The organism is Saccharicrinis carchari (genome assembly GCF_900182605.1).
GTDB lineage: Bacteria > Bacteroidota > Bacteroidia > Bacteroidales > Marinilabiliaceae > Saccharicrinis > Saccharicrinis carchari.
Genome location: NZ_FXTB01000002.1, coordinates 72,685 through 98,354, shown reverse-complemented (window position 1 = coordinate 98,354; position 25,670 = coordinate 72,685). Strand labels below are relative to the sequence as shown.

20 protein-coding genes are annotated in these 25,670 nt (G+C 40.6%); 5 read left to right on the top strand and 15 right to left on the bottom strand.

Annotated features, from left to right (window positions below):
- The first annotated feature begins 282 nt into the window (after window positions 1–282).
- The 3 genes from FN809_RS04995 to FN809_RS04985 all read left to right on the top strand — a co-directional run bounded on the left by FN809_RS04995 (window position 283) and on the right by FN809_RS04985 (window position 5,431).
- Window positions 283–1,113, top strand: coding sequence for a hypothetical protein (locus tag FN809_RS04995; RefSeq protein ID WP_142532399.1), 831 nt, complete (start codon window positions 283–285; stop codon window positions 1,111–1,113).
- A gap of 266 nt (window positions 1,114–1,379) precedes the next feature.
- On the top strand, window positions 1,380–4,487 hold the full coding sequence (locus FN809_RS04990; protein ID WP_246095466.1) for an ATP-binding cassette domain-containing protein: 3,108 nt from the start codon (window positions 1,380–1,382) through the stop codon (window positions 4,485–4,487).
- A complete protein-coding gene (locus tag FN809_RS04985) occupies window positions 4,487–5,431 on the top strand; it encodes a bifunctional riboflavin kinase/FAD synthetase (RefSeq protein WP_246095464.1) in 945 nt (314 codons plus the stop codon). Before FN809_RS04990 ends, FN809_RS04985 begins: the two co-directional genes overlap by 1 nt.
- A gap of 40 nt (window positions 5,432–5,471) precedes the next feature.
- On the opposite strand, the gene cysQ is transcribed toward FN809_RS04985, so the two are convergent.
- The 10 genes from cysQ to FN809_RS04940 all read right to left on the bottom strand — a co-directional run bounded on the left by cysQ (window position 5,472) and on the right by FN809_RS04940 (window position 15,844).
- Window positions 5,472–6,311: a 3'(2'),5'-bisphosphate nucleotidase CysQ gene (gene cysQ / locus FN809_RS04980; protein ID WP_142532397.1), complete on the bottom strand. Its 840-nt coding sequence runs from the start codon at window positions 6,309–6,311 to the stop codon at window positions 5,472–5,474.
- On the bottom strand, window positions 6,311–6,874 hold the full coding sequence (locus FN809_RS04975; protein ID WP_142532396.1) for a hypothetical protein: 564 nt from the start codon (window positions 6,872–6,874) through the stop codon (window positions 6,311–6,313). The genes cysQ and FN809_RS04975 overlap by 1 nt, the downstream gene beginning before the upstream one ends.
- Window positions 6,871–7,659 carry a DUF4296 domain-containing protein gene (locus FN809_RS04970; protein WP_142532395.1) on the bottom strand — a complete coding sequence of 263 codons (789 nt, stop codon included), beginning with the start codon at window positions 7,657–7,659 and terminating at the stop codon, window positions 6,871–6,873. Before FN809_RS04970 ends, FN809_RS04975 begins: the two co-directional genes overlap by 4 nt.
- 29 nt (window positions 7,660–7,688) lie before the next feature.
- A complete protein-coding gene (locus FN809_RS04965) occupies window positions 7,689–9,083 on the bottom strand; it encodes a sugar transferase (RefSeq protein ID WP_142532394.1) in 1,395 nt (464 codons plus the stop codon).
- An 83-nt stretch (window positions 9,084–9,166) separates the two neighbouring features.
- Window positions 9,167–10,792: a capsule assembly Wzi family protein gene (locus tag FN809_RS04960; protein WP_142532393.1), complete on the bottom strand. Its 1,626-nt coding sequence runs from the start codon at window positions 10,790–10,792 to the stop codon at window positions 9,167–9,169.
- Between the two features lie 120 nt (window positions 10,793–10,912).
- On the bottom strand, window positions 10,913–11,383 hold the full coding sequence (locus FN809_RS04955) for a DUF4268 domain-containing protein (RefSeq protein ID WP_142532392.1): 471 nt from the start codon (window positions 11,381–11,383) through the stop codon (window positions 10,913–10,915).
- 1 nt (window position 11,384) lies between these two features.
- Window positions 11,385–11,555: a hypothetical protein gene (locus FN809_RS17700; protein ID WP_185957453.1), complete on the bottom strand. Its 171-nt coding sequence runs from the start codon at window positions 11,553–11,555 to the stop codon at window positions 11,385–11,387.
- Between the two features lie 84 nt (window positions 11,556–11,639).
- Complete coding sequence (locus FN809_RS04950) at window positions 11,640–12,866, bottom strand: DcaP family trimeric outer membrane transporter (RefSeq protein ID WP_142532391.1); 1,227 nt, start codon at window positions 12,864–12,866, stop codon at window positions 11,640–11,642.
- Window positions 12,867–13,003: 137 nt separating this feature from the next.
- Window positions 13,004–14,905, bottom strand: a complete 1,902-nt coding sequence (locus FN809_RS04945) for a polysaccharide biosynthesis protein (RefSeq protein WP_142532390.1) — start codon at window positions 14,903–14,905, stop codon at window positions 13,004–13,006.
- A 135-nt stretch (window positions 14,906–15,040) separates the two neighbouring features.
- On the bottom strand, window positions 15,041–15,844 hold the full coding sequence (locus tag FN809_RS04940; protein WP_142532389.1) for a hypothetical protein: 804 nt from the start codon (window positions 15,842–15,844) through the stop codon (window positions 15,041–15,043).
- Between the two features lie 469 nt (window positions 15,845–16,313).
- On the opposite strand from FN809_RS04940, the gene FN809_RS04935 reads away from it, so the two are divergent.
- Entirely contained in the window at window positions 16,314–18,287 is a 1,974-nt protein-coding gene (locus tag FN809_RS04935) for a right-handed parallel beta-helix repeat-containing protein (protein WP_142532388.1), read from the top strand.
- Window positions 18,288–18,598: 311 nt separating this feature from the next.
- Entirely contained in the window at window positions 18,599–19,387 is a 789-nt protein-coding gene (locus tag FN809_RS04930; RefSeq protein WP_142532387.1) for a hypothetical protein, read from the top strand.
- A gap of 84 nt (window positions 19,388–19,471) precedes the next feature.
- Here FN809_RS04930 and FN809_RS04925 read toward each other — a convergent pair whose 3' ends face one another.
- From FN809_RS04925 to FN809_RS04905, 5 genes are all read right to left on the bottom strand, one after another.
- The gene (locus FN809_RS04925; protein WP_142532386.1) at window positions 19,472–20,755 is read right to left on the bottom strand and encodes a T9SS type A sorting domain-containing protein; all 1,284 of its coding nucleotides are present in this window, start codon (window positions 20,753–20,755) and stop codon (window positions 19,472–19,474) included.
- A 606-nt stretch (window positions 20,756–21,361) separates the two neighbouring features.
- On the bottom strand, window positions 21,362–21,934 hold the full coding sequence (locus FN809_RS04920) for a serine O-acetyltransferase (protein ID WP_142532385.1): 573 nt from the start codon (window positions 21,932–21,934) through the stop codon (window positions 21,362–21,364).
- Window positions 21,935–21,955: 21 nt separating this feature from the next.
- Window positions 21,956–22,972 carry a polysaccharide deacetylase family protein gene (locus FN809_RS04915; RefSeq protein ID WP_142532384.1) on the bottom strand — a complete coding sequence of 339 codons (1,017 nt, stop codon included), beginning with the start codon at window positions 22,970–22,972 and terminating at the stop codon, window positions 21,956–21,958.
- 39 nt (window positions 22,973–23,011) lie between these two features.
- Window positions 23,012–24,160 carry a DegT/DnrJ/EryC1/StrS family aminotransferase gene (locus FN809_RS04910; RefSeq protein WP_142532383.1) on the bottom strand — a complete coding sequence of 383 codons (1,149 nt, stop codon included), beginning with the start codon at window positions 24,158–24,160 and terminating at the stop codon, window positions 23,012–23,014.
- 4 nt (window positions 24,161–24,164) lie between these two features.
- The gene (locus tag FN809_RS04905; protein ID WP_142532382.1) at window positions 24,165–25,613 is read right to left on the bottom strand and encodes an MBOAT family O-acyltransferase; all 1,449 of its coding nucleotides are present in this window, start codon (window positions 25,611–25,613) and stop codon (window positions 24,165–24,167) included.
- Window positions 25,614–25,670 lie beyond the last annotated feature (57 nt).

The following is a 25,670-nucleotide window of genomic DNA, read 5'->3' as shown; positions in this document are numbered from 1 at the left end:
ATCAGGTAGGGCCCTTACTACTCCTTGCATAATGGCTTTAATTAACTGCAATGGCTTTCCTTTATTGCAGTTTTAAAAAATAAAACAGCTAGAGTTTATTCTAATATCCATTAAGCAACATCTAATTAAAACCTATTTTATAGAAAAATAGCATAAGTTCATTCAATTTGTTTTTGAAAACGACTATATTTGTACTACATAAGATGATACAGCAACGCTTTGGCGTTCAGCTAGCAAACATTTAACACTATTGACTTACTAATCAAGTAATACCTACACAAAATGAAAAAAATTAAATTTTTGGCAATAGCCGCTTTGTTCTCCGCAATTATAATCGGTTTTGCATCGTGCAACAGCTGTTCTAAAAAAAGCGATAATACCGAAACGGTACAAATGGCCAAGGAAGAGGTGGAAACCAAAGTGAGGGAGTTTGTTTATCCATTGCCTACCTCCTACGAAATTGTTGAAATGCTCAATGAAATTGAAGCTTCGTATATTTTTGATTTAGCCAACAACCCGGCCAATGCTGATAAATACGTAACGGAGAAATCAATGGCGCTAAACCTGGGTGTTTTTGGAGCTGACCTAAGCTATGCCAGCACCTACAACCAAAAGCAAGAAACCATCAACTTTATCGATGCTTCAAAAAAAATGCTTGAAGGACTGGATCTGGAGGCTGCCGTGCGCGAAGATTTGTTGGAACAAATTGAAGCCAACGAAGACAACAAGGACGCTTTGGTTCAACTGATTACTAATTCATTTTACGACACCTACGACTTCTTAAACCGTAATAACAGGGCACCCATATCGGCCCTGGTTATGGCAGGCGCCTGGGTAGAGGGACTTTATATTGCCACGCATATATCGGAAGAAACTTTTAACAGCAAAGAAATGGTAACCATCATTTTAAAGCAAAAAGATCCCTTACAAAAGCTAATGGATATAATGGATAACTACAAGAGCAATCCTAACGTTGCCGAAACTATTCAGGATTTATCCACCATGGCCAATATTTATGATGGTATCGAGGAAACTGCAATTACGTTGGAACAAATGAGAAAAATTGCGGAAGAATCGCTGAAAATTCGAAAGAAAATTGTGGCTAGCAAATAAACTTTTGACGTTTCCATTAAAAAACTGCAATCACCTGCACCATACAAAAAAGCGATCATTGCATGGTCGCTTTTTTTTGGCGAAACAGTGTTTATCTGAATAAGTTAACTTGATTTGACCGGCAGATGATATTTTTTTGCAATGAGATATCTACGTACCGCCCTCTATAATTTGTTTATTTTTATAGGGTTATAGAAATAAGTACGTTAAAGTTATTATTTAACGGAGACCCATTAAGCAAGGGTTAAACGATTATAAAATAAGTTATGAGCGAAACGCTATTGGATGCACTTATGAAGCTTTATGCTTTACTAACCAATGTACGTAAAGAAAGCAGGTTAGACAGTGCACGCAGCTTAATTGAACAGGAGTTGCTCCGTAACTTTAATAAAGAATACGTAGATCAATACCTCCAACGATTTAATTTTTATATACAATCGTTTCATAAATACACCTACAGCCCAATACGATCAGAGGTAGAACAACAATCCTCTGACAATTACGACCAGCTGTACTCCATTTGCGACGAGTTAAACAAAGAACTCGAGAGAGAGTCTAAAATATGGCTTTTTGTCCAACTACTGGAGTTCATGCGCAAAGAAGAAAAAACCAGCACCATAGCCAATGAGGTAATTGATAAATTATCGATAGGCATGATGATAGACCCGGTGGATTACGCCTTGTTAAAGACCTTTATATTAGTTGACCCCAAGGAAGTCAGCGATCCGCAAAAAGTGCTGGTTATCAGCGGACAAGAAGAGCCCCCCTTACCCAACTTTAAGCACCTTTACAATCCTAAGCAACAGGTGTTTGTTTGGATTTTATATATACAAAGCACCAACACCTTTATTTTCCGATATTCGGGCGACAGGAACCTATACCTGAACGGGCATAAAGTTGAACGGAATAACGCTTATATACTAAGTGTAGGCTCCGTAATTAAAACCTCACGAATGCCCCCCGTTTATTACGGAAAAGTTTCAGAGGTGTTTGTGCAAAAGAAAGAGAGTGGCCGGATAATGCTAAAGGCGCGCGACGTAGTATATAAGTTCAACGACAAACAAATTGGCATCCACGCCTTTAGTTTTACAGGGCGGTCGGGTCAGCTTGTAGGCATTATGGGCGGTAGCGGAACCGGAAAATCAACCCTTCTGAATGTGCTCAACGGTAGCTACCGTATGTCGAGCGGTTCCATACATATCAACGGGCTGGATATCCATGAGCAAAAAGAAGCTCTCAAGGGGGTGATTGGTCACGTACCACAGGAAGATTTGTTAATTGAGGAGCTTACCGTGTTCGAAAACTTGTATTTTAATGCTGAGCTTTGCTTTAGCGACTTCACCAAACCGGAGATTGTCAGCCTGGTGGAATCGGCACTAAAAGACTTTGATTTAGTTGAAGCACGCGACATGGTAGTGGGCAGTCCACTAAACAAAACACTGAGTGGGGGACAGCGTAAACGGCTGAACATTGCTTTAGAGCTAATGCGCGAACCGTCTATTTTATTTGTAGATGAACCCACATCGGGTCTTTCATCAATGGACTCAGAAAAAGTAATGGCCTTGCTAAAGCGGCAGACACTCAAGGGTAGGCTGGTCATCCTCAATATCCACCAACCCTCCTCCGACATATACAAAATGCTGGATAAACTGTTGATCATCGATAAAGGAGGTTATATCATTTACAACGGCAACCCGATGGATGCCATCGTATATTTCAAGCAACAGGCCAATTACGTTAATCCCGAAGACAGCGAATGCTACCTTTGCGGTAGCGTAAAAGTTGAACAGCCACTAAGTATTATCGAAGCCCGAATGGTGAATCCCGACGGCCGATTAATACGAAAACGCAAAACAAAACCCGTTGAATGGTATCATCAATACCAAAATGAAATTGAGCAAAAATTTGAATGGAAAAAAACAGACCAGCCCGATGAAGTTGAGCCACTGCCGCCTAACCTTTACAATATCCCGAACAGGCTTCGTCAATTCGTTATTTACACGCTTCGCGGCTCCCTATCCAAATATAAGGACAGGCAATATATGCTAATAACCTTTTTAGAAGCACCGATATTAGCACTGATACTCGGTTTATTCACCAAGTTTATGGCGGGTACGGCCAGCGATCCCAACCAATATATTTTTAGCCAAAACGACAATATCCCGGCCTACCTTTTCATGGCTGTAACGGTTGCCCTGTTCCTTGGACTCAACGTTAGTGCCGAGGAAATTATCAAGGATCGCAAACTGTTGCAACGCGAAAAATTTCTGAACCTAAGCCGTTTTAGCTATTTAAACAGTAAAATAACTATATTATTTTTCATTTCGGCCATCCAAACCTTAAGCTTTGTGCTTATTGGCAATTACATCCTGGAAATTAAAGGTTTAAACCCCAGTTACTGGATGATATTGTTTTCGGCGGCCTGCTTTTCCAATATGCTTGGCCTTAACATTAGCAGTGGCATAAAATCAGTGGTATCTATTTACATACTAATACCTCTGATACTGATTCCACAGCTGCTATTTAGCGGGGTAATCGTTAACTTCGACAAACTGCACAACTCAATTCAAACCAAGGATTATGTTCCCCGCATTGCCGACATGATGACCTCGCGATGGGCCTACGAAGCACTGGCGGTAAATCAGTTTGCCGAAAACCGCTACGAGCGTAACTTTTTTGAGGATGACCAAACGATAAGCGAGTCATCGTATTACTACTCATTACTGATACCCGCGCTTAAACAACATAACGCAAGAATAAACAGCTTGTTGATGGAAAATAAAACAGAAGAAGCCCAAGCCCATCGCAGCATCATTGAAACCGAACTGACCAAAATGGACAAGGATTTATCGGCTGATTTTAAACATGCACCTTATCAGGGTGAACTACCCGATGAATCCTATACAAAACAAACTGAACTGTTGTTAGACAGCCTGGCCATTATATACCAAAATAAATATAAGGAAGCCCGTAGCAACAAAGATGCTACTTACAAGCAACTGGCCAATAATATGGGAGGGGCAGACGCGTTATTTAAACTGAAGCAGCAGTACCACAACAACAGCCTTGCAGCACAACTTTTAAACAAAACAGAACTTAAACATCTGGTACTTATGGATGGCGAGTACATCCCCAAAAAAGATCCTGTTTTAAGAGACGGCACCTCGGATTGGGGAAGGGCGCATTTTTTTGCCCCCACCAAAAAATTTGCGGGTATCACTATTCCTACTCCATTTTTTAATATGTTGGTTATCTGGTTTAGTACCTGGCTATTGTATGTAACACTTTACCTTGATGTGTTGCGCCGTATTATTATTTATTTTGAGAAGTTTAGGTTGAAACGGAGGTTCAGGATTCATTTAAGCAAAGTATAATGAAAATATATTCCGGAATCGATACATTTTCAGCCACCAATGTGGTGCTTACCATTGGTATGTTTGATGGGGTACATCGGGGGCATGCAAAGCTTTTAGAAGAAGTAGTGGACCGCGCTAAAAAAACGGGAGGTAAATCAACCGTTTTATCCTTTTGGCCTCATCCTCGTCTGGTGCTCAAAAAAAAGCAGGCTGAGGAGCTGAAATTTATCACTACCCTGAATGAAAAAACAAAAAAAATAAGCAGCTACGGTATCGATTTTCTGATACTACTGCCCTTTAGCCAAGAGCTGGCTAATTATACCGCCGAACGCTTTATCCGCGAAATCCTGATACAAAAGCTGGGCATGCGTCACCTGGTGGTAGGCTATAATCACCGTTTTGGTAAAGACCGCCTGGCCGATTACCATACCTATGCAGATATAAGCAAAAGGCTGGGCTTTGGACTGTCGCGTGTAGGTGCCGTATATTCCAACAACACGGCTATCAGTTCAACTTTAATTCGTAATCTGCTAAATCAAGGTAAAATAGAAGAAGCCAATCGAATGCTGGGTTATAGTTATTCGATTTATGGAACGGTTACCGGCGGACAAAAACTGGGACGCAGACTGGGTTATCCCACTGCCAACATAACACCCAACGAAAATTACAAGCTTATTCCTTCCTTTGGCGTATATGCGTGCCTATTACACGTTATGGGTAAACGCTATGGAGGCATGCTCAATATTGGTGTTCGCCCTACTGTTACGCAACTTAATCAGCTGAGCGTGGAAGTTCATATCTTAGATTTTAACCGGGATATTTATTCCGAAGAGATTGAAGTGATATTTACAAAAAAGATACGGGACGAAAAAAAGTTTGACGGTATAGATGGCTTGATAAAACAATTAAAAATTGATGAGACAAACGTGCGAGAAATTCTGCAACACTGTAAGCTGGGCTAATACTAAGGGCACAAAACAAACCCGTACAAAAGGATATAACTTACTTTAAGCGGGCCAAAGAGAGCACCCTATCGCGCCATAGCTCATTTTTACTCACCACAAACCAGTTGTTGTACAAACTGGCCTTATTGTACACCATTCTGCTACCGGTATCCCAATCTGTCACATGCGCACCGGCAGCTTCGGCAATGGCTTGTCCTGCAGCAATATCCCATTCCATAGTTGGTCCCATACGAGGATAAACATCGGCACTTCCTTCGGCTACTTTGCACAGCTTAATAGAACTCCCTACCGACACTACTTCGGCCTGCCCGAATTTTTTTTCCAAAGCCCCGATAAACTGATTGGTTTCAGCCGACCTATGGCTTACACTGGCGACAATACGGAATTTTTCGTTTTTATTACACAGCGGCAACCGCTGCGAATGAAGGAATTGAACATCTTCAGTTGAACCCCAATCTTTTTCCAGTGTAACTTTAAACGCTCCCTCATCCTTAACGGCATAATAGAGCACAGCGGATACGGGAACAAAAACAACACCCAATACGGGTAAACCATTATTTATAAGGGCAATATTGACCGTAAACTCACCCGTTTTTTTTACAAACTCTCTGGTACCATCCAGGGGGTCAACAATCCATAATTGCTCCCATTTTTTCCTTGTATCGTAACCCTCATGTTTTCCTTCCTCACTTAAAATAGGGATATTTGATTTGAGCAAATAGGCCTCAATAATATCATGGGCAGCTCTGTCGGCTAATGTTAGCGGCGAACTGTCGGCTTTAGCTTCCACGCCAAAATTTTCTGATTCATATACTTCCAAAATGGCTTTCCCTGCCGCTACGGACGCTTTTATAGCTGTATGTAACAAACTATCCATTACATTATTATCTTTAATTTACTCTTTTTGTCCACACAAAATGTAGAATAATCCAGCTTACTTATGGCCATCAATCCGGGTGCTTTGCCCACTTCCAATGACCCCAGCATTTGATTCACACCCAAAGACTGGGCATTGCTGACGGTTAGTTTTTTTAGTTCGGCCATGGAATCCTTTGCCGCCTTAATTTTCTCAAAACCCATTATATCCTCCTGCCTATCCATGGCCGTCAAGGTCTCAATTAATATTAAATTTCCCGGGTTCACCTCCTGCAGGCGGATGTACATATTTTCGGGTACGCCCAGCCCCCTGATGCCGGCAATAGTTATCCTGTTTAAATATTTTTTAAGTGCGTTTTTATCTAACGCCAATGGGTTGCAGATGGCATAATCCACCAAGCCCGGAATCAAAAAACCATTGACCAGCAAAAGCGCTTCCTCCTCTTCAAATGATTCTCTTTCGCGTATTTGTGCTATCCTATTGTCGCTGTGGAAAGTGATAACGGGGAATTTACCCACCGTGCCATCTGGACGCAACCAATAATGCGCAGCTATTTTTTTCATCTTACTGAATCCGCTACGGGTATATATTCAAACTCAATATTATTTATACGTGCACGAATTTGCTCTGTCGTGTCGTGCTTCACCAAAAAACCTTCCATTTGAAGTACTTGCTGCTCTTTTTCAAAACCTATCATCAAGGCTGCTTTTGAATTGATATGGGTAGCTGGAAGATTGTAATATAAAGTATCCGTAGTGCTGTCGGCGTAAAGTGCAATTACCTCCATCAAGGGTTCTTTAACACTACTTTGTTTTAAAAATTGGTAGAATGCGCTCAATTGGTATCCTTGTGCCACAATAGTATCTACACTTATGCTAAAAGGAATCCGTCTGTCAAAAGTATCCGCCTTAGTGATGAAATAGCTCTTTTCGCCTTTCCATATGCTACGTGCCTGCTTCTCTTTTCGTACCCTCTCCTCTTCTTCCTCTTGTTCTTTAATATCTCTTTCGTAATGCGCCTCCTGTTCGCTCAACAGGGCAATCACTTTATCGTACACCTCCTGGTATAATTCGGGATGCGAAAGATACCAACTAACCACAGTGTCAAACTTTTGCTGTGTTAAATTGTGCCTGGCCAAAATATAATGGTAGTAAGTATTGGCAGTACTATCAACGCCTCTGTCCTTTATCCGAATTTGACCTATGGTAGCCTCAGCATAGTGTACATCGGCTAATATTCGGGCAAACTCTTCTTCTTCCGGAAATCCTTTGGGCACCCTATTCGGATTACAGGCAACAAAAAAGTAAGCCAGCAACATGCCGCAAAATACCATCCTATTTGTCATCATTTTTACTTTTTATACCGCATAGCGCTAACTTAATGTCCATCGGCCAATAACATGGTGCGAATGGTTTTTAAAAAAATGACAAAATCAAGTTTTAATGACCAATTGTCAATATATTCCAAATCCATTTTCATCCACTCGTCAAATGGAATATCATTACGTCCGGACACCTGCCATGTACAGGTGATACCCGGCTTCATAGACAGCCTGCGTAATTGCCAGCGCTCGTACTTCTGCACCTCCTCAGGTACCGGTGGCCGCGGGCCTACGATGGACATATCTCCCATAAGCACATTAAAAAATTGCGGTAATTCGTCCAAGCTGGTTTTCCGCAAAAAGCGGCCTATTTTGGTAATGCGAGGATCATTTTTTATTTTAAAAACGGGCCCTTCCATTTCGTTTTCGTCCATTAACTCCTGCTTGAGCTCTTCGGCATTGGCCACCATGGTACGAAATTTAAAGGCATCAAATCTCCGTCCGCGCAATCCCACTCTTCTTTGTTTAAAAAAAACCGACCCTCCGTCCGTAAATTTTATCAATATCGAGATAAGCACAAAAACAGGCGAGGCTAAAATAATCACCAATAAGGAGATGACAAAATCCGATATCGCTTTAACCTTCATGGCAAGGTAATCCGTAGGCGTATTGGATATGGTAAGCAAAGGCATGGTATTGTAATGGTGAATATGAGCTTTGCTTTTGAGCATATTAAAAAAAGGCGAATACATCCTAAATATTACCCCCACCTCTGAGCATGCATGGGTAAGCTGTTCCACCTCGTCAACATGCATTCTTTCCTTGATAAACACAACCTCATCGATGGTTTTATGTTCCAATAATTTTGCTACATCCGTGTCGGGCGGTAAAACCGGGATTACATTTTGATAAATTCGAGCCAGATCATTATTGCCAACGATGCTCACAATTTTATAACCCCACTCCTTATACTTTAATAGTTTTTCGATAAAGGATGTAGCGGTATAGTCGCCAATTATGATAATAGACCTGGTGTTGCGGCCATGTACGCGGGCACGTTTAAAAGAGGAATAAATCGCAATCTTAAAAGCGAACATTAAAAAAAGATTGATAAATCCAAAATAGGGCAATGGGTTAAAGCCTATATAATCTAATTCGAACCCCAATATGGCCAGCCCCAGCAGGGACGTTCCGGTTAGTACCAGGACCACGCAATTAAAAAGAATAGCCGAATAGGGTCTGGATCGGTGCAGCTGGGCAAGCCTAAAGTATTTACCCAGAATAAACCATACCAATCCTATGATTAAATGAATAATAATGGAATCTTTATACTTAAGGAAAGAGAAATGCCCAAAACAGAAGAACATGGCCATATTAAATGACAGCCAAGCAATTACAACCTCAACAAACGCCAAAAAATTATTAACAACTTTCTCTTTTTCTTTTAACATGCATGCATATTTTGTTTGTTTGAATGCAAAGATATAAAATAGCCCGGTTATTTAACAATGTTTTTCGTCATCAAAAACTGTGGTTATAAAAATGAGACCGACGGGGTATATCGTATTCCCAGGCTACCCCCCCATGCGTTATATAATGCTCCGCCATCGAACGATACGGAGCCGCTTAAGCTGAAACAATTCCACTTTGGATGGGTGTAATTTAGCGATAGGTAAGTATAGGTTTGTTTTTTTCCACCCTTGTAAAAAAAATCAGGATCCTCTTCCCAACTATACCGGCGAATATACTGTTCGGGATAGGCCCCTTTATTATAAGTGTAGGTTGCCTTTAAAAGGTAGGTGATATTTTCAGATACCGCTCCGTGTAATCCAACATGAAAACCTTTAATCCGGTTATTCATAAACACAACACTGTTATTGGGTTTCCATTCCGGTGCGTACGCTCCTGCCTGCCAAAAGGTATGGTACAGCGGCATACCCATCGACTGTTGATGATAAGTCCAGCCATTGTAATACGAACCGTTATTATTATAATCGTCTCTGCCCCCGTATTTATTGCCCTGATTAAGTTTATCCTGCAAATATTTTAACACTTTTTGTTTATTCCAGCCGGTTTGTTGCACGCCAAAGTTTTCTTGCATAAAGGCATCGTAATCAGGTATTTCGTCCAACCATATAATGCCTTGCGAAGCACTTCCGCTTGGGTACAAAGGATCGGGTATGCCTTGCCCCGACTGATAATCGGTTTTAAATACTTCTATAGACAGGTTGCGGAGCCAAGTTCCGTTAGTAACATTGGAGAGCAGCCCAATTTTATAATCCCTGTTGTTCCCTCGGTATATCTTCATGCCGCTGCCATCGGCAAAGGGCTTTTGAACATAAAAGTGCAAGCGGGCCCATTGGGTGTTTGCATAAATACCGAAATCCCAAAAGCCTTCGTGTGCCCCGGCAGCATTAGTAGCTTCACCTCCACCAATTTTTTCGGAGCCCTGGGCAGTGAAGGTAGGCCAAAAGTCAATCGGAATTTTTTTCCCATTGATTCTAGCACCTCCAAAAATGGCACTATGTGACAGCCCCATATAGGGTTGCCACCTGGCCTTGCCCAAACGCATGTATGCCCATTTTTCGTGTAACAAGGGTCTGTCAACACTATTGCTTTTGCCTTGATCAGTTCGATTGTCGTTCAATATACCTTGTGATATTCCGCCCTTTATTTCTATTCTGTCGTTCAGAAAGTGCAAGGGAAAATAATCAAACAAACCGATTGTAGCCCTTGGTATCGGACGGGCATTGCTGTTCATAAAAAACCCACCAATGGTTAGCTCATCGTTATAGGACAAGGGCGTAAAGGCATATTTCCCCACAAAAAAACCGATATACTCCCAAGCCTCTCCCTTTACATAAGCCTCGTGCAAAAAACTTTTGTCCAGTTGGTGTTTAAAAACACCAGAAACACCTGCATCCAATCGTATACGCTTCGCATCCAACACCTTATACTTAGCCCCTGCCAGCACCAAGGCCTGCTTTTGTTCAAATGGATCTACAACACCCCATTGGTTTGTGTATTGATAATGCGGCAACAGATTATCCTTACCGGACAGCACTATTTTAGATTCCAGATTAATCTGTACCTTTTTTTGCGAATACGTAGCAGTAGCTACCATCAGCAGAAGTAGGATTATTTTGTGTGTATGTTGCATTTTAGTATGATTACTTATGGGTGATGGAACAGGTATGACGGTTTGACGGAATTTCTGTATGCTTTACAATTTTCAATTTACGCTTAACCTTATGTGCTCTTTCCTCTTCACTAATCTCCCTTAACCCTTCCCTAATTCATCGTACTTCAAATAGTCCTGCACCTCCTTAAAAGCCTTTTCCATACGAAGCATTTTGTCTATCATAAAATTAAAAATTGCCGGCCACTGTTCCGATACCAGATAATCGCCTTCCATTTGTTTATAAACGCGACAAACCTCCTGTTTATGTTCTTTCTCATAGGCAAAATCCCATATGAGTGGTTCGCCAAACTCATTTTCAAATATGTTTTTTGCAGCTTCCAATTTTTCGTAAATCATCAACCTTCTTTCTTCGAATTTTATATTGATTTCGAGCGCTACAATAATTTTTTTTCTACTCACATCAAATCTTAAATCCACCCCCTTTATACCGGTTTTATCCCCTATCCATGCTTTAGCTTTACCACGTTGACCGGGAATTCTACGGGTTCGGTTATGTAATTTACGCCAAAACTCAAGCTTGAGTTCTTTTTCCTCATTTTTCGAATACATGCTACTCCTTATTTTTATCTTTGCCCGAGGTGTACAATAGGTACAACAAAATAACACAGCCCAAACCGATGAGGCTGCCGCCATAAATTTCGGCGTTTTTATAGCTGCCATGTATCATTCCAAAGCCAATAACAATAGCCACGGCTCCAATAATTCCGATTGATCTTTTCACTACTACTTGGGTTTATTTCAGCTTCAAATTTATATCTTTTTTAGCAGCATTCCGCCTTATGGAGGGTTTAGTATTCTTCCAACATTAAAAGTTGTAACGAAAACTCATCAACAAACGATTATTGGCGTAAAGGGTAGTATGAATAGGCTTTGATTTCTCATCCCAATCAGCACCATAAAAAGCGATGGTGCGATTTAGCTCAAGGCCGATATATACCGGTCCGGAAGCAAAAGTCACCCGTGGAGAAACAGTATACACTTTTTCGATATCACTCCCTCTGGTATATTGTTTTTCAGCGATTACTATTAAGGATTCGTTGGCCGTACCTAAGTTGGTCGTAATTCCGGTAAACACGCCAAAATTAACTGATGCCGCATTGGTATGTATATCGGCCCATAGCGCTGCGGTTCGGATGGCTTCGTATTGTGCGTTTAATGCCGTACCATTTTTGGCTTTACGTGCCAATCCGCCAATCATCACCAAGTTGGTCATGTTACCCCCATAAATACCTTCGGCTTTAAATGTAAGCGCCCGAGTGGAATATCTTAACGATAGGTTTCCGTGCATGGTGGTAAGCTTACTCTTTGCAATGTTATTGAAATCGTCTACCCTAGCCGGCTCTACTTGCTTTACCCCAAAGGTAGCCCCTACAAAAAAATCCTGCGGCAAACCATATTTCAATTGCAGCACAGCTTCCGGAAATTCTGATCGCTCCACCTGATCTGCCGGCCCCGAATTAACAAAATCGCCTTGCGATAAAGCACTTAACGACAAAGAGAGTTTATCCATTGGGTGATATGTGTAGCGCAACTGCGGTGCACGGCTAAGTGGATGAAAAGGCACCCCGGCCACAAAATTAACTGTAGCCGGATAGTTTTCCGTAATAAACATCGGGTGATAAGCTTGACCAACGAGCACGGCTGTTTTACTCCATTTTAAATTAAGAAAAGCCTGGCGTAACCGAAAAACAAAATCTCTTCCATTACCAGAAGTGCCGGCAAAGTCTGCTTCTATTTTTGCAGTGGCAACAGCCCCAAAAGCATCAGGTCCTTGTATGGTCAGTCCCACGCGCGAAATGTTGGCCGTAAAATCAAATCTCGACTTGTCATTTTTATCATGTCCTGCATCATCCCCGTCAAAACCCAAAGGATATAAATATCCACACGACCTCGCGGTAGCACTTATCCGGGAATCGAAAAAAGTATCAAATCCAATAAACCCATAAGTTTTTACTGTTACTTTTTTCTCATTTTCCTGCCCATTGGCCCATAGTATACTGAATGCCGTAAGGCACAGTAGAATACGTTTCATAAATATTTATTGATTATGTGAGCGGTAATTTTGGTTTTTTCACCCAACCGCACAAAAGTATCTAAATTTTCTTTGATGTACTACTTAGTCAATAATCTAAGCTTACAAAAAAGAAGAAAAGACAGGAAGTAAATGTATTAATGAACCAGTTTTTTATCCAATTGGCAAAAAAGGCTGTTTTGAGATTTATATTCAGGCACCAGGTCTTTCATACGCGACACCAAATGCTCATTGTTCTCCATTTTGAGCGCGAGGAGCAGCTCGTCCATTTTATTTTTAATCGATGCGTATTTATATTCACGCACTTTGGCAATCATTATTTTTTCGTGATGTGTAGGCATAGTGTTTTCCTTTGATGCCAAAAGTTCCTCATAAAGTTTCTCACCTGGCCGAAGACCGGTATAGGCGATAGTAATATCCTCGCCTAACTTTAAGCCCGACAAACGAATCATTTCTTTAGCCAGGTCATCAATCTTGACGGGATCGCCCATATCAAATACAAATATTTCACCTCCCCGCCCCATAAAACCGGCTTCCAGCACCAATTGGCAAGCTTCAGGGATAGTCATAAAATATCGGGTAATTTCTTTGTGGGTAACCGTTATAGGTCCCCCCCGTTCTATTTGCTTTTTAAACAGGGGCACCACCGAACCATTCGAGCCCAATACATTGCCAAAACGCGTTGTCACAAACTCCGTTTTCGTATTTTTTAACTGCGACAAAGCCTGGATATATATTTCACAAATTCGCTTTGAAGCGCCCATCACATTGGTAGGGTTAACTGCCTTATCGGTGGATACCATCACAAATTTATCAACCTGGTATTCTATGGCCAGATCGGCCAGGGTCTTTACACCACCAATATTTACCCGTATGGCTTCGTAAGGAAACTCCTCTAACAAGGGTACATGCTTGTATGCAGCCGCATTAAAAACAATCTGTGGGCGATGCTGCTCAAAAACTTCTCGCATCCGTTGTTCATTGGTCACGTCGGCCAAAATAGCACTAAACGGCGCATCGCTGTGGCTTAGCAACAACTCCTGTTGCAGATCGTATAATGCCGACTCGGCAATATCCACCATCACTATTTTTCGGACCGGAAAACGCAATAGCTGGCGTACAATCTCCGATCCTATGGAACCGGCTGCCCCACTTACTGCAACCACTTTACCTGCCAACGCATCCATTATCTGCAACTGATTGAGTCTTATCTCTTCACGACCCAATATATCCTCTATTCTTATATCCCGGATTTGTTTTTGGTTGGAGATTCCATTCACCCAATTACCCACAGAGGGCATCACCTTTAATTTCCAACCTTTATCCAAACACGCATCTGTAATTTCATGTTTACGTTGTACCGATATGTGGTTGATAGCCAAAATCACCACCTCCACACGTTTAGCTTTACCCACTTTAAGGGCTTTTTCCCAATTCATAACAGGAACTGAATGCAAAACCATGTTCCATTTGTTCAAGTTATCATCTATAATGCCCACAACGTTGTATTGATTTTCTTTATCGCTACGGATAGCCTCCAGGGTTATCTGTCCCATCTCGCCGGCACCATAAATAAAAACGTTGGTAGAAGTGTTTTTTTTTGTTAAGGAACTATACGTTTCTTTTACCAGCATTCTAAACAAAAAACTCAACATGGCTGTCAGCAAAAAATGGAATACCAACACCAATCGAGGCGTATTAAACCACTGGTATCCTACATATTGCAGAGCTGCATGACACAATATGAGCACCAAAAAAGCTGTAAAACAAGCTATGGTTAATTGTCTAAACTCATTGTAATTGCTATGGCGAATTACCCCCCTGTAAGAGCCAAATAAAAGAAAAGAAGCTAAATAGACTACCTGCACCACCGTAGCACCAAGCACCATATCCGAAACGGAATAATACGACAACTGCACATTAATCCTAAGCACAAATGCAATAATATAGGCATTAATACATATACCCATATCAATCAGCAATATCCACCACGGGGAAACTACCCGACCATTGAATACGTTTAAAAGAAAAGTTCTCATTGCTTAAACTAATGTTAATAAAACTTACTTATCCGGGTTGGCCATAGGTTTTGATAGTCAGTAAAATTAATGAAATTCGTCAGGATAGTATCTTATCGAAATTGGGTAAACCTGAACCAGATTTACCCAATTGTTTTACTTTTTAACTAATTCGCTGTATTCCTCCAAATATTCCGGATAATCAACATCTTTGCCTAACACATTTCGTGCGTCTTCATTCTCTACATCCGGTATACTTTCAATAAAACTAATGTCTTCATCCGTTATTGGCGAGCCGTTATCAGTAAGCTTGTGCAGAATTGATTGCAATCTTGCAGAAATTACATCAATTGATGGCCCTTCTCCCGACTTAAGGTGACTACCAGGACTCGGTTGATTACCTGCAAACATCTCATAATTAATCATCTTCCACCCAATCATATCCAAAAACCTCCAGATAATTCTGGAACTTGTTACACCCAAAATATGGTAAACAATATTATGATCAGGACCAGGCAATAGGTGGAAGTTGGCACAATACAAATTAATAACTACCTCTTTCGTCTGTTTTCCCATTAAACTTATCCAGATGGTTTGTAGCTGTATACCATGCTGGTATTCGGCTGAAGTTGATTCCCAAATGAGTCCTTTAGGTAAAAAAATGGTACGTGATCTATTGGATGTATTTTTTAAAGTGAGCTTGAGTTTTACATCACCCCCGCTACCATATACAAAACTGCTGGATGCACTAGTTGATTTTAAATTGTCAGTACCGGTAATCTTGCCTTCTAAAATAATATCATCCGGCATTACAAACTCTTCCTTTACTTCAGGTTTTTCAGTGCTGTTTTTACTAAAACCCGGTATATTACCCGGGGCTTCCGAAGGTCCCGAATCCTTTTCGCAAGAAACCAATCCGATGACACTAATGGCTATTAATACAGTTAATATTTTTTTCATGGTAATTATGGTTTATAATTAGTTTATCCACAATTTAACGAATGCCTGTTTCAAAACCCGCATTTTATTGACAAGTATCTATTTTTACTTGATGAAATTTAAAAAGCTTTCTTACGGAAAGGATGAAAAAATACTTCACTCAAAAATAACGTCGCCCCCCTTACAAGCCTAAAATTATATAAATTAGTAAAGGCTTAAGTAAATTTTATATTTGAAAAAATCGAAATTACCGCACTTACACCAAACGTAAAATAATAGTGACGAATAGTTAAATATACATGATTATTTGGATGTTTGAAACCTTTTAGAAATAAAACTCGTAAATTTGGCGAATCTTTTGCAGAGATAAAGTTCTTAAAAAGTTATCGATTGGATATTGTAATAACTAAAAACGAAATAAATTTTCCAATCTTGCAACACAAATTCAACACTATAAATTTAACACAACACAACAAAAAATTAAACAAAAATGAAGAAGTTACTATTAACTTTATTGATGTCGGTGCCAATGCTTTTATCAGCACAGGACATAGGGGGCGATTATTATGTGGCAGTAGGCGGGGATGATTCGGGCCCCGGCACTTACGACAGGCCGTGGGGCACATGGCAAAAAGCTTTTTCTACTGCCAAAGCAGGCGAAACCGTTTACTTTAGAGGCGGTGTATGGTATCCCCAGGATCACTCAAGAGGTAATACCATTGTGGAAATACACACGGGAGATGGCATAGGGCATAGTGGAACGGCTGACAATCCTATCAGATTTTTCAATTACCCGGGCGAAAACCCCGTATTGGACTGCTCGCAGGTTGATATGACGGGCAATAGATTTAACGGGGCACTTAGTTTCAGCGACACACATTACATACACCTTAGGGGTCTGACAATAAGGAATGTTCAGCAACCCGAATCCGGCGAACTTGCCAGTGGAGTTGGTGCCAGCTCCTGCAGCAATATGACCTTTGAAAATTTAACGGTACATGACGTGGGAGGTAGAGGCATGAGCTATTGGGGCGTAGCCGGACACCCTCAAGTACCAGAAATCAAGACAGACACCACACGATACATCAATTGCGATGTTTATAACTGTATTGACTTGTTGAGTTCCGTACCGGGCAATGGATCAGACGGTTGGAAACTAGACAATGAGAGTGCAGGTTATCTTTACTTTTATGGGTGCAGGTCGTGGAACTGTGGTGACGATGGTTTTGACATTTCCGGACCGGGATTAACCATATTTGATAATTGTTGGTCTTTTGGACACAATATGCCAGGTGCATTAGATGGCAATGGTTTTAAATTTGGTGCCAACCGGGGGCACGGCGCCACCCAGGATTCGGAGGGGCACACCCATGTAGGCCCCAATGTTCCCGGGGTTCGCAAGATTGTTCAAAACTGCATCGCAGCAGGCAACGCCGGCTTCGGCTTTTATGAGCTGGCTTATGCTCCATATTATCCCAATCAGGCCAGATTTTATAATAATGTTGCTTACGCTAATGGGATTGGTATCTCAATATACGTGAACGATGATTACGAAGGTGTTAATCCAAGTATTTACAAAAATAACATTGTATACAAGCCAGTTGAAAGAGATGCAGGCGGAAGACCCTACAAGCTATCTGTTACAAATACGTACATTGCAAGCCACAACAATTGGGAATTTGCCGATAACAATACAGTCGGCAGCTTACCTTGGTGGCAGCCATCAACAGTTACAGTTTCTGATAACGATTTTGTATCACTGGATATGTCTCAGTTGTCTCGTCCCAGAAAAGCAGACGGTTCTTTGCCCGATATCACCTTTATGAAGCCTGCCCCGGGGAGCGACCTGATTGATGCTGGTACTGATGTTGGATTACCTTTTTATGGCAATGCCCCGGATATAGGATATGCCGAGTATAGACCGGACAATTATCAACCTTTAGAAATAACAGATTATTCACCCAACAAAACGGTGGATATAGTTTCCGTTACTTATTATTCACCGGAGGAAGGTAGCGTTTCACTTACTGTTGTAAATGAAACAGGCACCCAATTTATTTCGACAAACCATCAGGCAACGATTGGTCAGAACAACACAGTAGAAGTTGACCTTAGCGGTCTGCCGGCAGGCGCGTATACGGTTCGCCTTAGCGATGGCAACTCTACCACATCATGCAGTGTTACCAAAATACCGGGCGACATTGATGTAGCATTTAAAATCATTAAAAACTTTCCAAATCCCACCGTTGGTTTGTTTGCTATTCAATTCACTTGCGCCGAAACAGCAAATATTGCAGTAACCGTTTCGGACGAAACAGGAGAGACAGTTATGTCGGATTTTTACGCAGCAAAACCGGATATAAATAAAATGGTGTTGAATTTAGCTCCATTGGAAAAAGGGAATTACAGAATAAGCCTAAATAATAACGGGGAAATAATTAGCACCGCTGTAACCAAGCAATAAAATCACACTACCTTTTAATTAAAAGTTGTACAATTTGAAAAAAGCCGGCCACAATATTGTGGCCGGCTTTTTCTATTCCAGCTCGTAAAACCCGACTCGATAAACAATAATGTTGTAACTTTGTTTCTTAACCGTCTACCATTCTACTGTTTTTTAGTGGGTGGTTTTTTAGGGAAATTCGATATTTATCCATTTAAATTTTCTTCGTTATGAATATTAGATTGTTTTCTTTTGTTTTGGGGCTAATGTTCCTTATCTTAATTTCGTGTAATAAGAAACAAGAAACCACAATTACAACAAAGAGTTCAGACATGAATATTGTATTTTTACACCACAGCACCGGTAGCTACATCTGGAATGGCACCAAACGGACTTTTTTTCATAAGGTAGCCAGCAGAATTAGCGATCGACTCTCGGATATGATGACAAAAAGTCCTCGGATACCCTTCCATATCCAAGCGCATAATGCAGAACACAACACGGATTATCGCATTACTGAGCTGCCCTTCCCCAAGAAGTCACCTTACGGGTGGAACAATTACCCTTATGATTATTACAATATTTGGGTAAAAAATGCGGGTATAAAACCTTACATGGAAGAACCCACCCTGGAAATGTTAACTCAAGATTACCAGACCATCATATTTAAACACTGTTATCCGGCCAGCAACATACAACCCGACCAGGATTCAGCAGACATTAATTCGGATGTCAGAACCTTGGCCAACTACAAGCTGCAATACAATGCCTTGAAAAAGAAATTACATGAGTTTCCCGACACCAAGTTTATCTTGTTCACCGGCGCCGTACAGGTACAATATTATTTACCGGAAGATGAGGCCAAAAGAGCCAAAGCATTTTATGATTGGACCATAAACGAGTGGAACGAAGAAGATGACAACATCTATCTTTGGGATTTATATGCCTTACAAACCGAAGGAGGCCTTTATTTCAAAGACGATTACGCACTTACCCCGTACAATTCTCATCCCGGCGGTGATTTCTCAAAAAGAGTTTCACGCTTGTTTGCCAACCGAATTATTGATGTGGTAGAAAACGATGGGAAGAAAACCACCCTGACAGGAGAAATACTTCAATAAAAAAAAGCCGGTACAAGCCGGCTTTTTTATTTTACTATGTATATTCCAACTTCAACAGAAGCTTGGCTGATGTTGTTACATCTTCTAATGTTTAATGATTTTTTTACTGTATGGAGAGTCCAAATTAATTACAAGAAGATACATTCCGCTGGGGAGACTATCCATATTAAGCTGACAAGTATTACCGTCTATCATTTTTTTTTGCACCACCTGTCCACTCACGCTTATTAAACTCATTGTGTTCCCGCTCATGTCCTGTTTTGATTTCATTTCTATAAGTCCATCCTGTTCTGTAACCACAATACCCGCTCCATCCTCCTTGTTTTGTAGGGTGGTTGATATCGGTTCACCATCCCATCCGGCTATTCGAGCCAACATCCACCACATGGCTTTTGCTAACCTTACAGCCCCTACTGTTCCAATATGGCCAAAATAATCACCTCCCATATTGTCGGGGTGAATTAAAGGGAATGTACGAAGCACTGAGCTATGATCTGTCCATGTAGTGGTAGCATATTCGCCTGCATCATTATAACTTAAAATATCGGCATGGTCAAAAAGGTATCCACTCCCTTTACTTTTTACATAGTCCCTAACGTACTGCCATTTTAAATACTGTTGATAACCCCTTTCATTTATATTCCATCCTTGCGTATCATTATCATCAACCGGCCCGGTAGAAAACATAGTAATAGTTGCAATGCCATTATCTTCGCAATATTTGTTGTATGCGTTAACGCTGGCAATATAATTATCCATACTCACCCGATTTCCAATAAGCGTAGCATCTTCAATATCCAAACCGAAAGGTAAATTACCATCTTCACCACCTCTTGTACTACCTGCCCACTTCACGTGATAAACAGGGTCCTCATCACCATACGGGCCATTTCCATACGCATGGTCAAAATTCGCATCAAAAGACCATCCGTACATGGTGGCAAATAGTTCAGGCCCATTATCATGGCAATACTGCAAATAAGCCTTTATCCGCTCATTGGCCAAATCATTTGTCCACCAATCATCCCGCTCCATTCTGTGCCCCTCAACCCAGCCCGTTGCGTTTTCATAATTCCCCCATGCGGCACCGTTACTTCTTAAAGCATTGCTTTGCGCAGGTAATGGAGCACCACCATATTGTATAGATACTGGATAATTAGGATTTATACTTTGAAGCTCTTGGAACCCCCGATGGTAAGCTGAAGCATGGGATGCTCCTAATATAGAAACCCATTTTGTTTTAACAATATCTATCCAGTATTGAGGAATATCAGTATATTTATCCACTACGGTATGATCGGCTATAACCTGACCATACGACAAATGACAAATGGAGGCTAGCAACAACAAAAAAGTAATTTTTTTCATGATTAAATATGGTATTAAGTTTCACACTAATTCGGTCTGCCCGATAGCATAAGCGCCAGTGTAATTACAGCAACAGTAAGACCAAATATTACTATTATAAATTGACAGAGAAAAAAGAAAATATCCAATTTAATCAAATTCCATAAAAAATAAAAATAAAATACTGCGATATCCTTTATTTAAGCTTCATTATTACAAGCATTTAGGATCTGACCAAGCGATTTTAGATCAATTTTAAACGATATTTATTCAGAAGGTGTTTATCGATGAAGTGCTGTGTGTCATCTAAGCTATTTATATAATTGCTTCGTTCAGGGTAATACAAGCAAGCTTGATTCCGGCCTCACTTCTTGCAACAGTTTCGTGTATGAACCGTAGCAGGTTTTAACTCACAACGAGATATAAATTTAAGCTGCTACTTTTGGAATAGTTACCACACACTGCACAGCTTGATGTCGTTAATGGCGCACTTCAGCAAGCTCCAATCGATCCAGCTTATCGCTTATGCTTCGTCATTTGTTGATTTATTGAAATGAAACAATGCACTACATATCTGGATGCTTTAATTTGCCGTTATGATTTCAGAGGCTACTCCCCCTGTTTATTTTAACGTTTCTTCCAACGAAAAACTTTCGAAGTTCCCGGCAGCACACTACTGTTATCGGGCACATTAGTATAAACCGTTGCATTGGCTCCGATAGTTACATCATTCCCGATAGTAATTTTTCCAAAGATAACTGCGCCGGCATAAATGGTAACATTATCCTTTATAGTGGGCGCCCCGGCATCGGTACCGCCAATGGTAACCTGTTGGTAAATGGTGCAGTTATTGCCGATAGATTCGGCACCTATGGCAGTTGCAAAACCGTGCATAATTTTCATTCCTTCTCCAATTTGTTTTGTTTGAATGTACAGGTTAGATTGGCCAGGACAGATAAAAGGGAGAAAAAAGGAATATGGCCGGGTTCTGTAATAAAACAAACTTCTGAATCCCCGCGAAAATGAAAGCAGATACAGGAGGCCAAAGTATGTTTTGTAATCTTTATTTAAGTTTTTTAGGCTACTTTCGATATCGGCTTTTATGCGTGATTTATTTTTAAGGCTCATAAATATAATAACATGAGGAATGCAGCGTATCGCATTTAACGCTACATTTAAAAATTCCTTTGCTGTTCTCATCTTGCTACGCTTTAATTTGGGCTAATAAGTTAGGTTTCTAATTGTATCGGCGGCCACACTAAAACCGTTCATATAGAGGTCGAGGTGGGTCAGCTCCATCCTGGGGTTGATACCTACCCTGGGAATGGAAAAAAGATTGTTGGATTGCTTACGTGAGATATTTTTTTTCTCGGTTGTAAAAGCCATTTTTAAACCACATTTTTCGGCTATACTAAATTCCCGCCTGCCCGCTTCTATGGAAGTGCCATAGGGATATGCAAAATACTCAACAGGCTTACCCGTTATCTCCTTTAACCTTTCAACCGAACCCTTAATTTCCGTGTACACCTCCTCTTCGCTCAGTTTACGCAAGGCCAAATGATGAAGTGTATGCGCGCCCAGCGTTACAAGAGGGTGGTCACCTAATTTTTTGGTTTGTGTTTGAGTCATTATTAGTTTATCGTTGAGGTCATAGTGCTTCAATCCCGAATTTTTCAAAATATGCTCCATCAACATGTTATAATCCTTCAAATTATTACACTCCAAAATCATGGTTTTTATTTTAGCAAAAGCTATCCTTTTTTCTTCGTTGGTTTTGGTTTTAAACACAAAATCCTTATTCCGGAAGCTGAATTGAATATGATCCTGTTTCAGCATTATCTCCTCAAGCAGATACCACCATAAAAAAGCTGTTTTATCGACATAACCCGTGCATACAAAAACGGAAAATGGAGCATTGAACTTTTCAAATACCGGTAGGGCGTGCGTGAGATTATCTAAGTAACCGTCGTCGAAGGTAAAAGTAACAAATCGTTTGGTTTTATTTTTCGATGTAATCCTTTCGTAAAACTCGTCTAATGATACGATATCGATATCTTTAGTAATAAAATAATTAATTACGTTTTCGATATAATCTTGCTTTACTTGCAAACCCCTGGTGATTAATCTCTCATCTTCGTTGTAAACTCTATGCAGCATCACAGCATGACCCATACCTCCATAAAATGGCTTGAATAGTTTATGTATTCCCGTTTTAAATATGAGTTTTGTTTTATTCATCCTACTGTATTTAAATAACCAAAAGTATTGAAAATAAAATTATTTTAAAAAGCATTGGGCTATCAACTCAAGCACTCTGTTTCGGTCATCATTTGAAAGGTTAGAGCCTGATGGAAGGCAAATTCCGGTTGCAAAAAGGGTCTCAGAGGTATTATTGAGGTATGCTTTGTACTTTTTAAATATGGGCTGCAGGTGCATCGGTTTCCACAAGGGGCGTGTTTCAATATTATGTTGTTCGAGAGCTTCCTGCACCTGCAAGTAGGTAATCCCGGTTTGTTCGGAATCGATAACCGAAGTGCTTAACCAGCGGTTGGAGAAAAATTGCTCGTTGGGTAACTCTGGAAAACTCAAAGCTTTTATATGAGCCAGGCCAGATTTATAGAAATTAAAATTTTCAATTCTCTTTTCAACTCTTTCGTCAATTACTTCCATCTGCCCTCTACCAATCCCGGCCAGCACATTACTCATGCGGTAGTTGTAGCCAATTTGGCTGTGCTGATAATGCGGAGCCTGGTCGCGAGCCTGAGTAGCCAGGAATCGCGCTTTTATAGCATAGGCTTCCTCATTACACAATAAGGCACCACCACCCGAAGTGGTGATGATTTTATTCCCATTGAACGACAAAATACTCATTTTACCAAATGAGCCTAAAGGTTTGCCCTTGTATTTACTCCCCAAAGCTTCGGCAGCATCTTCAATTACTGGCACACCGTAACGATTGGCCAGCTCCATAATTTGATCCATTTTTGCTGGCATACCATACAAATGAACCACAATAATAGCTTTTACTTTGTGCAAAACATGGCTTGCTTTTCGTTCTTCTAAGGCTTGTTCTAATAGTACCGGATCCATGTTCCAGGTATCCGTTTCACTATCGATAAATACCGGCTTAGCTCCCTGATAAACAATTGGATTTACTGTAGCCGAAAAGGTAAAAGTGGATACCAGCACCTCATCATCCGCTTCAAGGCCAAGCATAATTAATGCCAGGTGCAGGGCTGCAGTACCGGAACTAAGGGCAGCAGCATGCTTTACGCCACAATAAGCGGCCAGGGTGTCCTCAAAAGCATTTACGTTGGGCCCCAAGGGCGCAATCCAGTTTTGTTCAAAAGCTTGCTGTATATATTTTTGTTCGTGCCCCGACATATGAGGACTTGACAGATAAACTCTTTTATATTGTGTATTCATATTGTTAAAATTGAAAATAAATAAATTCCTGCTCCTTGCCACCCAACAGGAATATAACTGATATAATAGTTAAGTAAACACTCCAACGCAAGGGACGACTCCAACCTGTAAATAAATTAGCTATACCATACTCCCCTTCGCGACCGAGCCATTCTACAATCACTAAAACCATAACCATAAAACCAACAATTAGGGTTGAATATACATCAAACAAGTGGGGCATTGTAAAAAGGGATGCGGATAAAACTGTTGTAATATAATTTAAAGCATGCCCCACATTGTCGGCCCTAAAGAAAATCCAAGCCAGCACGGTGAGTAGAAAAGTTACCATCATACTAAAAAAATCCCTTAAATTAGGTAGGTGCTTACCTTTAGCAACAATGTCTATATTGCTTCTGTTCTTTTTTGTTAGCAAAAGTGGCAAAAAATAGATGGCATTTAATGCACCCCAAATAATAAAAGTCCAGTTGGCACCATGCCAAAACCCGCTCACCACAAATATAATAAAGGTATTTCGTACTTTCATCCAGGTACCGCCACGACTCCCCCCGAGTGGAATATATAAATAATCTCGAAACCAAGTAGATAGCGATATGTGCCAGCGTCGCCAAAACTCAGCTATATCACGTGAAAAATACGGAAAATTAAAATTTTGCATCAGGTTAAAACCAAAAAGTCGTGCAGTGCCGATGGCGATATCCGAGTAACCCGAAAAGTCGCCATAAATTTGAAATGTAAAAAACAATGCACCCAAAAAGAGGGTACTGCCAGAATAGTCGGCAGAGTTATTAAATATTTGATTAGCCAACTCGGCACAGTTATCGGCCACCACCACCTTCTTAAACAAGCCCCACAAGATTTGCCGCATTCCATCGGCCGCCTTGGCATAATCAAAGTTTCGCTTGCTGTAAAACTGCGGCAGCAGCTGCGTTGCCCTTTCAATTGGCCCGGCCACCAACTGCGGAAAAAAGCTCACAAAGGCCGAAAAAGCTACAAGATCATTCGTGGCTTGCAATTTACGTTTATACACATCAATGGTGTAGCTAAGGGTTTGGAAGGTATAAAAACTAATGCCTACGGGCAAGATAATATTCAGCGAATTGGCCTGTATCTCTTTTCCGAAGAACGAAAATGCGGTAATAAAGTTATCGAGGAAGAAATTGTAGTATTTAAAAAAGCCGAGAAATCCCAGGTTTACTAAAATACTAGTCCACAACAGCCATTTCCGATTAGCTTTATTTTCTTCAACGGCGAGCCTTCTACCAACGGAAAAATCAACAAGGGTGCTAAATATAATTAAAGACAAAAACCGCCAATCCCACCAACCGTAAAATACATAGCTGGCCACAACAATCAAAAGGTTTTGATTTCTTAAATTTTTATTGACAACAAACCAATACAATAAAAAAACAACTGGTAAAAATACAGCAAAGTCAATGGTGTTAAAAAGCATACGTTATGAATGTGTTTTTCGACGAATCTTGGGCAATTAGTTACGAGTTCATTCTTT